A 13,396-nucleotide genomic window follows, 5' to 3' on the forward strand; every position below is an offset into this window, starting at 1 on the left:
CGAGACCATGGCCCTGCGGGTGATGGACCCGGCCGCGTTCCCCACGCAGCGCACCACGGAGCCCGAGGCGCCCGCGGTGCCCGAGGCGCCGGAGGCGGCCGCCCCGGCGGCCGCGCGCAAGCCCGGCCGCGACCGCTACCTCGACCTGCTGCGGGCGCTCGCCCTGGTCCGCGTGGTCGTCTACCACAACTTCAGCTGGACCTGGCTGCCGATCGTCTTCCCGTCCATGGGCGTCATGTTCGCGCTGGCCGGGTCGCTGATGGTGCGCTCCCTCAAGCGGCCGGCGCTCAGCGTGATCCGCGGCCGGCTGCGCCGTCTGCTGCCGCCGATGTGGCTGTTCGGCGCGGTCGTGGTGCCGCTGATGTTCCTGGAGGGCTGGCGGCCCGACCCCGGCCACCCCAACTGGTGGTGGGGCGACCTGCTGTACTGGATCCTGCCGTTCAGCGAGCCGCCGTTCGGTGCCACGCTGCACACCTTCGGCGGGCACCTGCCGGCCTCCTGGGCCGAACAGATCTGCGTCCCGCTGTGGTACCTGCGCGCCTACCTCTGGTACGTGCTGCTGTCGCCGCTGCTGCTCAAGGCGATGCGCCAGCTGCCCTGGGTCACCCTGCTGGTGCCGCTGGCGCTCGCCGTCTTCGTCAACTCCGGCCTGGTCGACCAGTCCGGCCGGCTGATGGAGGCCGCCACCGACTTCACCACCTTCGGCGCCTGCTGGCTGCTCGGCATGGCCCACGCGGAGGGCCTGCTCCGCAAGATCCCCCAGTACGTCGTCCCGTCCGTCGCCCCGCTGGTGCTCATGTTCGGCTTCTGGTGGCTGATGCAGTCACCGGTGGACGACCCCCGGACCGGACACGACCTGGAGGCGGTCCCGGTCGCCCAGGCGATCTGGTCGTTCGGCGCGGTGCTGCTGCTGCTCCACCTGAGCCCCTCCTGGGAACGGTGGCCCAAGCCGCTGGAGCGGTTCAACGGCGTGATCAGCCTGCTCAACTCGCGCGCCGTCACGGTGTACCTGTGGCACTCCTTCGCCCTGGTCCTCACCGAGCCCCTGATCGACCCGCTGTGGAGCAACGACTTCTTCTACCACCACGCCCAGTGGCTGCTCATGAGCCAGTGGACCCCCCTGGCGATCGCCGTCCCCCTGATCTGCCTGGCGATCCTCCTGTTCGGCTGGATCGAGGACGTGGCCGCCAAGCGCCGCCCCCGCCTCTTCCCGTACCCCCGCCGGGCGAAGGGCCGCAGAAGGGGCCGCTGAGCCTCAGGACCGTGGCCGGCCGCGGTCCCCGTACAACCGTTGCGCCGTCATGTGAGTCTCTTGATCGCCGACATGCTCATGACGCCCAGGACAACTCCGGGCGAACACGGGCGGACTCGCACCCCATCGACTGCGGATGCCCCGGCATCCCGCATGCAGCAGGAGACAACGCATGCACAAGCAGCACCTGCGACTCGCCCTCGCGACGGCCACCGCGGCCGCGCTGACGGGCGGTCTGCTCACCCTCACGACGCTTCCGGCCGCCGCCGCGGACTCCTTCAAGGTCGCGCGGGCCGACTTCAACGGCGACGGCGTGGGCGACGTCGTGGCCTCCGCGCCCGGCGCCTCCGTCGGCGGGCACGCCGACGCCGGCGCGGTCGTCGTGCTCTACGGCTCGCCCACCGGCGTCACCAGCACCAAGCGCACCACCCTCAGCCAGAACAGCTCCGGTGTGCCGGGCACGTCCGAGACGGGCGACTTCTTCGGCGTCGACACCGCCTACGCGGACTTCAACGGCGACGGCTACGACGACCTGGCCGTGGGCACCCCGGACGAGAAGGTCGGCACCGACACCGACGGCGGCACCGTGGCCATCCTGTGGGGCTCCAGGAGCGGCCTGACCGGCAAGGGCGTCACCGTGGACGACCCGGCCCCCTCCACGCACGACTTCTGGGGCAAGAACCTCGCCGCGGGCGACTTCGACGGGGACGGCAAGGCCGACCTGGTCGTCGGCAGCTCCGCCGCCACCCTCTACCTCTACAAGGGCGGCTTCACCACGGCCGGCACCCCCGGCGGCCGTACGACCGTCAAGCCGCCGATCCAGTCCGGCTCGCCCTCCCAGGGCCCGATGAACCTGACCGCGGGCGACGTCAACGGCGACGGCCGCACCGACCTCGTCGTCGACGGCTTCGAGACGCAGACCGACCACGGCTGGAACACCAACTACTGGCTGCCCGGCACCGCGTCCGGCCTCGGCGCCGCCGGTGCGGTCAAGCTCAGGACCGGCATCGTCACCGGCATCGGGGACATCAACGGCGACGGCTTCGGCGACATCGTCACGGGTGCCGACTGGAACAGCAAGACCGAGGGCGACAACCCCGTCCCCGTGCCCGACTCCTCCGACGGCGGCCGCGCGAACATCACGTACGGCTCGGCCTCCGGTCCGGCCGGCACGACCTACATCACCCAGAACACCAACGGCGTGCCCGGCACCTCCGAGAAGGGCGACGCGTTCGGCTGGGACCTCGACCTCGGCGACATCAACGGCGACGGCTACCAGGACCTGGTCGTCTCCGCGCCCCAGGAGGACATCGACGGCGTCAGCAACACCGGCTTCGTGACCGTCCTGTACGGCTCCGCGAACGGCGTGAACACCACGTCCGGCGCCCAGTCGTTCGCCCAGAGCACCGCGGGCGTCCCCGGCAGCGACGAGAAGAACGACCTGTTCGGCGCCGACGTCAAGCTGGACGACGTCACCGGCGACGGCAAGGCCGACCTGATCGTCGGCTCCTACGAGAACGGCGGCGACGGCGCGGTCACCTACCTGCCGTCCAACGGCAAGAAGATCGTCACGACCGGCTCCCGGGCCCTCTCCGCGAGCGCCTCCGGCCTCTCCACGTCGGGTACCCCGCAGTACGGGGCGGTGTTCGCCGACTAGCGGTCAAGCCGCCACTGCGGTCACGGCGATCCGTACGCGAACGGACCGCCGTGACCGTGACCGCGCCCTGCCTGGCCCGCGATGTGCGGGCCGGCCACCGCGGCTCCGAAGTACCCCTTGCTGCCGCGGACCGAGATCCCCGCGCTCTTGCCGCACAGGTTCACCGAACCACCGAGGACCGGACCGGCGGCCGAGCCGCGGGCGACCCACAGGCAGCCGTCGCTGTTCTCCCTGGGTACGCCGACGACTGTCTCAGCCCTGCCGTCGCGGTTCAGGTCGGCGAGGTGGGCGGTCCCGCCGAACTGGTCGCCGGTCTCCGCCGCGCCGGGCACGCCCGCCGTGTTCTGGGTGACACCGACCGCCTTGGCCGTGGTCAGGCCGGAGGCGGAGCCGCGCAGCAGGACGGCGGTACCGGCCCCCTCGAGCTTGCCGACCGCCTCACCGGGAGAGCCGACGAGGACGTCCGCGTACCCGTCGGCGTCGACGTCGCCGACGCTGAGCGACTGCCCGAACTGGTCGCCGTTCTCGGCGGTGCCCGGGACACCGGCCGTGGCCTGGTGGAGAACCTGGGGCTGCTGGCCGACGCCGATGCCCCGCGCGCTGCCGTAGAGGACCTGGATTTCGCCACCGCGGTGCGCCGCACCGGTCGCGTTCATGAGGGAGTCGTCGTCCGCGATACCGGTGACGAGGTCGCCGTAGCCGTCACCGTTGACGTCACCGGTCTGTTGTCTCCTGCCCAGCAGTTTGAACTCGCGGCGGTCGTCGTCGACCGCCGCGCTCCGGCCGGTCGTTCTCACCACGAACACGCGGTACTCCCCCTGTCTGAAGCCGGCGAAGAGCCAAGCCGCTTCCCCGGATCACGGCTCATCTTCCCCTGCCGTCCCGATGACGTCAGGCTCGTCCCCAGCCGGGCGGCAGCAGGTCCCAGGAGTCACGGCCGAGCCATTCGCCGAAGGTCACAGGCCGGGCGCCGCCGGCATGGTCGAGGGACAGCGGGATGATCACGCCGCTTGTCGCCCGCCCGTCCCACCAAAGCGTCCCGGCGAACGGACCCGTGATCACCAAAAGCGTGGCGAATCCGCAACCGTGCTCCGTCGCGACGAAAGACCCCGCTGTCTTCCGCTCGTCGAAGTCCCAGTACGCGGTGTTCCAGCTGGTCATGGACTCCGAGAACGCGTCCTCATCTGCGTAGTCCTCAGCCCGAGGCAGGCGCCGACAAAACTCGTCGTCTGCATCCTCGTAGGTGTCAGGGTGGGGGAAGGGCAGGGACAGGAGGTCACGTCGCTTCATGCTGTTGCCCGCCCACCACCAGCCGTTCTCCGTCTTCTCGAGCTGTTCGACCGCCGCGTCCGGACTCCCCTGCAGCAAGTAGTGGCGATACTCGCTGGGGAAGGTGACTCCAAGTTCGGCCTCGGCTTCGACCACCTCGGCCTCGGTCAGCGGACGTGGCACGGCGGGACGGTTCATGGCGTGAGGCTAGACGCCGGCCTTTCGTGCCGACGCTGAGCCCCCCGGGGCTCAAGCACCACAGGCGCACCTCGCACGGATCCGCGTGCACGACACCCGCCACACGTGCGGGGGGTCGGCCCCCTGTTCGGCCCCCGGCCGTGGAGCTCTCGGCGTGCAGGTCAGGTCATTGGAGACTCAGGAGCGTTGTGCGTTTTGCAACCGCTCGACCTGCCGGTTGACCAGATCGGCGGGGAAGGACGCGCTGCCGCCGATGTTCAGCTTGTGGAACGTCACGATCGCGTTCCCGGTCCGCACCACGGTGTACTGCTCGTTGCGCTCCCCGAGGTCGGCATCGGGGCGCGGGGGGTTCGTCTCCCGGAATCGCACGGCTTCGTCACCGACGTCCGGGGCCTGTTCCATCGTCAGCGTGGACTTGAACTTCCCCACCCAGCCTGTGCCTTCATACGAGCGGCAGGAGCCGAGTGCCTGCTTGAGCTGTGCGAAGACCTGCTGGGCCTTCCCGTCTTCGTAGGAGGCAAGCATCGAGCCGCCACCCCAGATGTCACCCTTCCAGTTGAAGACCTGCAAGACGACGGTGGACGCGCCCTCTCCGTCGCGGATGTCGAGCATGGTCTGGCAAGTGGGATCGGACACCGGCGGGAAAGAGCGTTGATCCTTTTTCGGCAGAGGATCCTGCACCGGAACCCCGTTCTTCTCGTACACCCCCGCAACCTCGCCCTCCTTGAAGGTGAGCGCACGCAACTGTGCCCGCGTCAGAGGGGCCACGGCGGCCTTGGCCGATGCGGTCGCCCGCGGCCCCACCGCGTCTGATCCTGCAGCTGCCCCTGTGGAACATCCGGAGGACATCAGTATCCCGGCAAGCACAGTGCCGAGTGCCGGCATAGGCCGCAGCGCGCGGACGTACATGGATGTCCCCCCAGGACTGTGCGAGTGAGGACGCTGACAGTAGCCGTGCCAGGTCATCCATGACCAGGGACTTCCTCCCGCGCTCGTCAGCTTGCCTGAGCCGGCCAGGGCGGCAGTACTCGCGGCGGTTGCAATGATCTCTGCGACCGTGTGGGACATCGCTGCGATGAGCACTCCGGTGAACCCCTGGACGCGGCCAACGTTCGGCGTGACTTCATGGCCGCTGCTGTCCCGCCGCCTGAGGTGCGAGCGGCCGTCCGGTGCGTGATGCCCGAACACGGACAGCCATTCCAGATACAGCTATGTCACCCGAACGGCCTAACATGAGGTGTCGCCCACATGGATGAACATCAAGCTGAGTGGTGTCCCAACCGAGGCAATCCGTGAAAGGCGAACAAATGCGCATTCGACGAGTCCTCGCCGCCGTCATCGCCACGGCAGCCCTCGCCGGGGTCGGCCTCGCAGGCGCCGCCACCGCCACCGCCACAACCGCCACCGCCGCAACCGCCGCCCCCGCCAGCCTCACCCCGGGTGAGTGCGAGCAGGGCGGCGGAACGGTCGATCGGTCGAACTTGTCCTCGGCCCATCTCCCGACCTGCAAGGGCGGCAAGTTCAACGGGCAGGAAGTCGACTAAAACCCCACTAGGCGCCCCGCAGCCACGCGCTGCGGGGCGCTCCCACGCGAGCGGAGCCGGGAGAGCCGACGGCAGCCGGCGACCGCGTGATGGCGAGCTGAGGTACCCCTGCTTCGCCAGCGCATCCTCCTCCAGCGCTCACCACATGGCGCTACCACCGATATGAGAGCCGTGGGTCTGGACGCACCCACCGATCGCAGTGCCAGGAGTCACTGACACTGCTTCAAGGCCACGTGGTACACGGTTTTGATCGTGCCGTCCGTCGAGTCCATCTCCATGAAGCTGGTGGCGCTCGGGCTTGAGGTGCCGGCGTCGACCTGTAGTTCAGTGTTGATGTTGAGGTTGCGCTCCTCCCCGCAGGGGGCGAAGACCAGGGCGGCGACGGGCACGGTGTCGGTCGTCTGCCAGTCGCCGGTGAACCCGGCCTTGAAGTGATGGGTCTTGGTGGTGGTGGCGTTGCCCTGGAAGTGGTAGCTGGCCCGCTGGGTCCCGGACGCACCCGGTGCCAGTGACGCGAAGCCGCGGTAGTCCGCGGACACGATCGCGTAGGTGAGACCACCGGGGACGTGCACGCGCAGGTCGAGCTGACAGTTCTTCCGGAAGTCCGTCGGCGCCGAGCCGGGCCCCACCTTGGCGAGGTAGTTACTGTAGGTGACGGTGAAGGCGGTGTTGTCAGGGGAGACGGCCACGGCGGCCGTCCCCGGCGGGCAGCCGGTACCGTTGGCCGCCACACCGTCGATGACGATCCGGGCCGTCGGCGGGGGCGGAGCCGCGCTGGCACCGAAGGCCGACGAGCCGAACAATGATGTGACGACACCAGCTGCCGCAAGCGCGCGGAGCACCATGGGCTTCCCTTCAATCGTCCACGGATCCAGGGCGAGCGAGCCCGGCCCACCGGATTTGACGTGGGCATCGCACCACATGCGACGTGCCCGCATACGGAACGTGACGTATCAGTCACTCAGTCGGCCTTCGAGGCGGAGGCCTCGTTCACCCACGCGCGGGCACGGAGCGGCGTCGGCTCGGATACAGCGGCTGTCGGGGTGGCGGGATTTGAACCCACGACCTGGGGGCGTCCGCCGTTGTGCGTCTGCGTTGTCACGCAGTCGGACACTCATCGCTGAACGGTCCATCACGACAAGTCCGTTGTCAGTGCCCGCGTCTATGGTCTCAAGCGCGCGGTCGGCTTCCGGGGGTTCCAGCTCTGAAGGAAAGGGTTTCATCCCCGGCCTGTCCGGGGGCGGCTCGGGGACACGTCCGGGACCTAACCGACGGTCGGGCTTCGTCGATGGCCATGAGATGACCTGCCAGCGCCGGCCGCGCACCTCCTCCGGGACCTTCGCCTGTGTTCACGCGTGTCCGGGGCTTCAGCCCGGCAGGTCGTCCCGTCCCGGCTGAACGCCGATGGCCGCTGACGAATGAGACGGAAGCTGAGACGGACAGGCGCCGGCGCCCCAGGCGGTCGGCTGGTGGCCGCTTGGGGCCGGTGCGACCGTAGCCGCAGGCCGGCCTCGGTCTCAAGGGCGAGTGCGCGGTCGCTCGGCTCCAGTTTCCACCAGCGGACCGTGGGCTGACCTCTTGACCGTGGCAAGCCGTCAGTGAGCGTGAGGCGGCCTGTTCCCGCGGGAGCAGGGATAGAAGCGATCACCCAGGTGGGAGCGGATCTGGAACCCTTCCGGGTCGGGCCCGTGGGCATCTCGGCCGCCCTTTGCGCCAACGCGGCCCGCAAGGGTGGCTTCACCCATTGCCTCAAGGGGCACACGACCAGTGAGACCCACGGAGGTACCGAGATGAGCGCCGGAGAACGGGCCAGGGCAAAGGCTGAACAGATCGTCGGTAAGACCGTGCGGACGGCAGCCCACGCGATGCACAAGGAAACGCTCGCGGCGAAAGGCGCCGCTCTCGAAGCACGAGGCAAAATGCGGGGCACGAAGGAACAGGCCAAGGGCTCCTTCAAGCGCTGAGCGGGCTGTCGCAGGCTTACGCGCCCCAGGAACGGCTGAAGACCCAGGGAGAGGGAAACAACCTCTTGCCTGGGCCTTCTTGCCTGGGCCTTCGGCGTTCCGAGCGGGCCGCAGGAATCGGACCCACGTAGCCAGTTCGGAAGATCGCGTATACGGCTCGATGCTGACCTGGCAAGGGCCGCTGGAGTCGCCGCCGGTGGAAGTGACCGAGGACGAATCGGGTTCCCGCTCTGGAACGTGGTCGTCGCTCTGACGCGCACGATGTGGGTTGATGTACGCGACATCGAGGGCGGCGAGGTGGCTGTGGAGCAGGATTCGCGCGGAGATGCTGGTGGCGGTGCTGGCGAGTACGCAGCCGAAGACACGGCGGACCGGTCGGTCGGGACGCTGGAGCTGTTCTTCGACCTGGTCTTCGTCTACGCGATGTCCCAGGTGACGATCCTGATGTTGGCGGACATCTCCTGGGCGGGCTTCGGGCGCGGGCTCCTGGCGCTCGCCGTGGTGTGGTGGGCGTGGGTCTGCTACGCCTGGCTGACCAACACCTCCGACCACGCCGGGCCCGTGCACCGGCTGCTGATCTTCCTGGCGATGGCGGCGATGCTGGTTGCCGCGGTCGCATTGCCCCAGGCATTCGGCGGGCGGGCGCTGGTGTTCGGACTCGCGTTCCTGGCGGTCCGACTGATCCACGTCGCGCTGCTGGCTCTCGACGTGCGGGGCGAGGCCGACGTGGGTGCGCCCGCGCTGCGGCTGGTCCCTTCCCTCCTCGGCGGGCCGTTCCTGCTGGTGACCGCCGCGTTCGTCGACACACCGGGGCGGGAGCTGCTGTGGATCGTGGCCGTGGTGATCGGCTTCTCGGGACCGGTCGTGATCGGTACGGCCGGCTGGGGTGTGGCGCCCGGTTACTTCGTGGAACGGCATGGGCAGATCATCATCATCGCGCTGGGTGAGGCGATCGTTCAGGTGGGCGCCGGCGCCCAACACTCTCTGGGACGGCTGAGCGTGGTGACCGCCGTCCTGTTCGCGGTGCTGATCGCGGCCGGCCTGTGGTGGTCCTACTTCGGTTATCTCCGCGGCGGGGCCGAGCGGCGGCTGCGCGGTACCCGGAATGGGGAGCGGGCCCGGCTCGCGCGCGATTCCTACAGCTACCTGCACCTGCCGCTGGTGGCCGGGGTGGTCTTCTTCGCGCTCGGGGTGAACGAGGCCGTCGCGGGTGCAGACGAACCGCTCCCGCTGTTGCCCGCCGTGGCCATGGCCGGTGGCGTCGCGCTGTTCTTCGCCGGCGACGTCGCCTACCGGTGGCGCGATCACCACCAGCTGGCCGTCGATCGCCTCCTTGCCGCACTTGGGGCTGCCGCGGTGATCCCGGTCGCTGGGGTGGCGCCGGCGTTGGCTGCCCTCGCCGGGCTCATGCTCATCTGCCTGTTCCAGACGAGTTGGGAGCTCTGGCGTCACCCGCCGATCGGGCCGGTCGGCAGCTCCTGACCTTTGAGCGCCTTCGACGTTCCCACTCGTCCTGCCTTCGGGGCATAGCCCACTCACCCCAGCTTCCATCCCGTCCGCCGTCGACCCGTACACCGTGGAGCGGGCGTGGTTCAGGGCGTGTCAAAGGCCCCTCACCTGCGGAAATCCGTAGGTGAGGGGCCTTGTGTCTGCTGTTCCCCGTGGTACCCCGCTCGTTCTGGCACGGTTGTGGCACAACCGCTTCGTCCCGAAGCATCGGGGACGCTCGTCTCTCTTAGAGGGACAGCCCCGTCTCCGCTTAAGGCGATTCCTCTGCTTCCTCCTCCGGCTCTGCCGAGGGCTCTTCTTCCTGTGGCTTCGGAGCTCCACACTCCAGCACAAGCTCGTCGAACACCTCGCCTTCGGGGCAGCTGTACTTGGCACCGAAGAAGAAGCTGCACACGGAGTACTTGGTGGGATCGTTCGGGTCGGGCACCTTTACCGGCAGTAGCCCGGCGTCCGGGGGGCAGTCAGGGATGTTGGGATCGAAGCTTGCAGCTTTGACGGCGAAGAGCGGATTCGCCTGTGCCGTGGTGATGGTGGGCAGGAGAGCCATGCCAGCCAGGCTGAAGCATGCCAAAACCCGAGTCGTAGAGCGATTCACCAGGGACCTTCCATCAAGACGTGGAGCGGCACTGGACGGGTGCCACACGCCATACGAACACGTTGAGTATCGACAATATAACTCAAAGTAATCGACGTGTTGATGGTCTTGTAGGTTCAGTGAGGCTGGAGTCCCGCCGGCCGATCCCCCGCCGGAGGCATCGCCTTGACCTGTTGGCGTTCTGCAGAGATCGACTCACACAGACTGGCGCTTCCTGCGTGTGGGCGCAGCGCGGGCTTAGCGGGCCGAAGGCAGGAGCGGAGCGCAGCCGGGGCTTGACGTTCGCACGATCCGTTCCGCCGACTTCGACGGCGGCCAGGAGCTGACCGAGCGGGCCGTCGCCGGCAACGAAGTGATCACGGCCTTCCCGAGGAGCTGGAACTGATGGACAAGGTCGCCTGCGCGCACACAGCCGATTCTGCCGGGCACGTCCCAGGCCAGGGCCTGGCGCTCACCTCGCCTGGTAGCAGGCATGGGCTCTTCGTTGCCCGCGAGACCTGAGGACGGGGAATGGTGGCGAAGGGCAGAAGAACGGCGTACACCATGGCCATATGTCATCCGTGCCAGTGCCATGTGCGGTTTGGCACACCTCACGCGTCCCTATGCTCCATGGGTCTCTCCGTGATCTGCCGGGTGCTGTCTCGGTGGGAACGGAATGGGAGCCGCCCGGGAGCCGGACTCCGATGTCGGCTCCCAAAACGCCCTGCACAACCACTCAGGGGCCTGACCCGCTGAGCGGATCAGGCCCCTGGCCTGGTACTACGGCGTCGGGGTGGCGGGATTTGAACCCACGACCTCTTCGTCCCGAACGAAGCGCGCTGCCAAGCTGCGCTACACCCCGATCATCGCTGCTCTCGCTGCGACGTCGTTTACTTTAGCCCACTGGTGGCCCCAGACGAAATCCGATTCAGACGCGGCGGCGGGTCGGGGTCGGGCGGGTGTGGTCGACGGCGATCAGGAGGACCGCCAGGGCGTAGATCGCGAGGCCCGTCAGGAGGGCGTTCGCCAGGGTGCTGCGGTAGCCGTCGGTGTCGGCGTCGAGGAACGGGTACAGGTAGTGCGCCGGGGTCGCGGGGGCCAGGAGTGCGGCTCGGGTGAGGTAGAAGGCCAGGTAGGCCAGGGGGTAGAGGAGCCAGGCCGCCGCCTGGCGCAGGTGCAGGCGCGCCGCCGGGGTGAGGAGCAGCCAGTCCAGGACGACCGCCGCCGGGACCAGCAGGTGGAGGACCTGGAGGGTCGCCCACTGGGCGTGCCAGCGGGCCGGGGGCGCGGCCGCGTCCGTCATGGCGAACGGGGGCGCCGTGTGGGCCAGGAGCAGGTGGTACACCAGCGCGGTGATCACGGCGTACAGGAGCGTCGCGCCGGCCACGGACGACGGCAGTGGGCGCCGGGCGCGCCAGGCTCTCGACGCCGACATCAGCATGACCACCGCCACCAGGATGTTCGTCTGGACGCTGAAGTAGCTCAGGGTCCGGGCGGGGGTGCCCAGGAGGAGTTCCAGGGCCACGCCGGCCGCCGCCGCCAGCGCGGTCAGGAAGCGGAACACCGCCACCGGCGGGCGGCGGATCGGGGCGACCACCGCCGTGGCCGGGACCGGGGCGGGCAGCAGGAGGGGCGTGGCCGGGACCGCGGGCAGGTCCGGCATGTCCCTCGGTATCGGAGCGGTCATGCACCTCACGCTAGGCAAAGAGGGGTAATGCGGCTATTTCGGGCACTCCGAATGGGTTGTGTCCACCCCTGGGGCACTGTCGTCCCCGCCCCGCCCCGCTCCGCCCCGGCAACGGCAGCGGCAGCGCCTACTCCTCGCGCCCCACCAGCGTCAGCAGCGTCGCCTCCGGCGGGCAGGCGAACCGTACCGGTGTGTAGCGGTTCGTGCCGCAGCCGGCCGAGACGTGGAGGTAGGAGGTGTGGCCCTCGGCCGTGTGCCGGGACAGGCCCTTCACCCGGTCCGTGTCCAGGTCGCAGTTGGTGACCAGGGCGCCGTAGAAGGGGATGCACAACTGGCCGCCGTGCGTGTGGCCGGCCAGCACCAGCGGGTAGCCGTCCGCTGTGAAGGCGTCCAGGACGCGCAGGTACGGCGCGTGCACGACACCCATCGAGAAGTCGTACGAGCCGGAGGGACCGCCGGCGACGCGCGCGTAGCGGTCGCGCTTGATGTGCGGGTCGTCCAGGCCGGTCAGTTCGACCGACACGCCCTCGACCTTCAGCACGCCCCGCGTGTTCGTCAGGTTCAGCCAGCCCGCCGCGTCGAAGCCGTCCCTGAGGTCCTCCCAGGGGTTGTGGATCACGCCCACCGCCGGCGCGTTGCCGTTCAGGCCGTGCTTGCCGTTGGCCTTCTCCAGCAGGTAGCGGGCGGGGTTGCGCATGCGGGGGCCGTAGTAGTCGTTGGAGCCGAAGACGTACGCGCCCGGGAACTCCATCAGCGGGCCCAGCGCGTCGAGGACCTCGGGGACGCCCTCGGGGTCCGAGAGGTTGTCGCCCGTGTTGATCACGAAGTCCGGGCGCAGGCCGGCCAGCGACTGCAGCCAGCGCTGCTTCTTGCGCTGGCCTCCGACCATGTGGATGTCGGAGACCTGGAGCACGCGCAGCGGGCGCATGCCCGGCGGGAGGACGGGGACCGTCACCCGTCGGAGGCGGAAGGAGCGGGCCTCGAAGCCCGCCGCGTACGCCACTCCGGCGGCTCCCGCCGCCATGATTCCCAGGGGTACTCCGTATCGCGCGCGCATACCTCCATCGTGTCAGACCTCACCAGGGCTCCGGGACCGGCCGCCCTTAAATGCGTGGGCGCCCGCACCGCCGTAGCTGCGACAATCGACGGCATGACCACCACGCTCAAGTCGAAGCTGCAGGACGACCTCAACGCCGCGATCAAGGAGCGCGACGAGCTCCGCTCCTCGACGCTCCGGCTGACGCTCGCCGCGATCACCAAGGAGGAGGTCGCCGGCAAGGAGAAGCGCGAGCTCTCCGACGACGAGGTCCTCAAGGTGATCACCAAGGAGGCCAAGAAGCGCCGCGAGGCGGCCGACGCCTTCGCACAGGGTGGTCGCCCGGAGTCGGCCGAGCGGGAGAAGGCGGAGGGCGAGCTGCTCGCCACCTACCTGCCCAAGCAGCTGTCCGACGACGAGCTGAACGTCATCGTCGCCCAGGCCGTCGAGGAGGCGAAGGCGGGCGGCGCCGAGGGGCCGCGTGCCATGGGCGCTGTGATGAAGATCGTGAACCCGAAGGTGGCCGGCCTGGCCGAGGGCGGCCGTGTCGCCGCCGTGGTGAAGAAGCTGCTCCAGGGCTGAGCCCGGAGGGCCTCGCCCGGGGAGAGGCGTGACGACAGCGGGGCCGCACCCCTGTAGAGAGGTGCGGCCCCGCTGTCGTACGTCAGGGGCGGAGACGCCCGCCGCCGTCAGGGGCGACGCCCGC

The 13,396-nt window shown here is 69.3% G+C and carries 13 protein-coding genes and 1 tRNA gene; 6 read left to right on the plus strand and 8 right to left on the minus strand.

Going from position 1 to position 13,396, the window contains the following annotated elements; genetic code table 11:
- Nucleotides 1–22 precede the first annotated feature (22 nt).
- Entirely contained in the window at nt 23–1,252 is a 1,230-nt protein-coding gene (locus B446_RS20350; protein ID WP_078614917.1) for an acyltransferase family protein, read from the plus strand.
- A gap of 172 nt (nt 1,253–1,424) precedes the next feature.
- Entirely contained in the window at nt 1,425–2,909 is a 1,485-nt protein-coding gene (locus B446_RS20355; protein WP_020941328.1) for an FG-GAP-like repeat-containing protein, read from the plus strand.
- Between the two features lie 20 nt (nt 2,910–2,929).
- Here the strand turns inward: B446_RS20355 and B446_RS20360 are convergent, their stop codons facing one another.
- From B446_RS20360 to B446_RS20370, 3 genes are all read right to left on the minus strand, one after another.
- On the minus strand, nt 2,930–3,715 hold the full coding sequence (locus B446_RS20360; protein WP_020941329.1) for an FG-GAP repeat protein: 786 nt from the start codon (nt 3,713–3,715) through the stop codon (nt 2,930–2,932).
- Nucleotides 3,716–3,800: 85 nt separating this feature from the next.
- Nucleotides 3,801–4,376, minus strand: coding sequence for an SMI1/KNR4 family protein (locus tag B446_RS20365; RefSeq protein WP_043476101.1), 576 nt, complete (start codon nt 4,374–4,376; stop codon nt 3,801–3,803).
- 177 nt (nt 4,377–4,553) lie between these two features.
- On the minus strand, nt 4,554–5,081 hold the full coding sequence (locus B446_RS20370; protein ID WP_234967526.1) for a hypothetical protein: 528 nt from the start codon (nt 5,079–5,081) through the stop codon (nt 4,554–4,556).
- A 602-nt stretch (nt 5,082–5,683) separates the two neighbouring features.
- Between B446_RS20370 and B446_RS20375 the strand changes: the two genes are divergently transcribed.
- On the plus strand, nt 5,684–5,920 hold the full coding sequence (locus B446_RS20375) for a hypothetical protein (protein WP_020941332.1): 237 nt from the start codon (nt 5,684–5,686) through the stop codon (nt 5,918–5,920).
- A 209-nt stretch (nt 5,921–6,129) separates the two neighbouring features.
- Here the strand turns inward: B446_RS20375 and B446_RS20380 are convergent, their stop codons facing one another.
- Nucleotides 6,130–6,762, minus strand: coding sequence for a DUF4360 domain-containing protein (locus B446_RS20380; protein WP_419184175.1), 633 nt, complete (start codon nt 6,760–6,762; stop codon nt 6,130–6,132).
- An 846-nt stretch (nt 6,763–7,608) separates the two neighbouring features.
- On the opposite strand from B446_RS20380, the gene B446_RS37230 reads away from it, so the two are divergent.
- Both B446_RS37230 and B446_RS20385 read left to right on the plus strand, forming a co-directional pair.
- Nucleotides 7,609–7,884, plus strand: a complete 276-nt coding sequence (locus B446_RS37230; protein WP_148305738.1) for a hypothetical protein — start codon at nt 7,609–7,611, stop codon at nt 7,882–7,884.
- Nucleotides 7,885–8,121: 237 nt separating this feature from the next.
- Nucleotides 8,122–9,366: a low temperature requirement protein A gene (locus B446_RS20385; RefSeq protein ID WP_020941334.1), complete on the plus strand. Its 1,245-nt coding sequence runs from the start codon at nt 8,122–8,124 to the stop codon at nt 9,364–9,366.
- Between the two features lie 277 nt (nt 9,367–9,643).
- Here B446_RS20385 and B446_RS20390 read toward each other — a convergent pair whose 3' ends face one another.
- The 4 genes from B446_RS20390 to B446_RS20405 form a co-directional block, all read right to left on the minus strand.
- On the minus strand, nt 9,644–9,940 hold the full coding sequence (locus B446_RS20390; protein ID WP_148305739.1) for a carbohydrate-binding module family 14 protein: 297 nt from the start codon (nt 9,938–9,940) through the stop codon (nt 9,644–9,646).
- 815 nt (nt 9,941–10,755) lie between these two features.
- Nucleotides 10,756–10,829, minus strand: a tRNA-Pro gene (locus tag B446_RS20395).
- 66 nt (nt 10,830–10,895) lie between these two features.
- Nucleotides 10,896–11,654, minus strand: coding sequence for a Pr6Pr family membrane protein (locus tag B446_RS20400; RefSeq protein WP_043476110.1), 759 nt, complete (start codon nt 11,652–11,654; stop codon nt 10,896–10,898).
- Between the two features lie 127 nt (nt 11,655–11,781).
- Nucleotides 11,782–12,711: a metallophosphoesterase gene (locus tag B446_RS20405; protein WP_043476113.1), complete on the minus strand. Its 930-nt coding sequence runs from the start codon at nt 12,709–12,711 to the stop codon at nt 11,782–11,784.
- Nucleotides 12,712–12,804: 93 nt separating this feature from the next.
- Here B446_RS20405 and B446_RS20410 point away from each other — a divergent pair, with 93 nt between their 5' ends.
- Nucleotides 12,805–13,272: a GatB/YqeY domain-containing protein gene (locus B446_RS20410; RefSeq protein ID WP_020941338.1), complete on the plus strand. Its 468-nt coding sequence runs from the start codon at nt 12,805–12,807 to the stop codon at nt 13,270–13,272.
- Nucleotides 13,273–13,396 lie beyond the last annotated feature (124 nt).

The organism is Streptomyces collinus Tu 365, assembly GCF_000444875.1.
Lineage (GTDB): Bacteria > Actinomycetota > Actinomycetes > Streptomycetales > Streptomycetaceae > Streptomyces > Streptomyces collinus_A.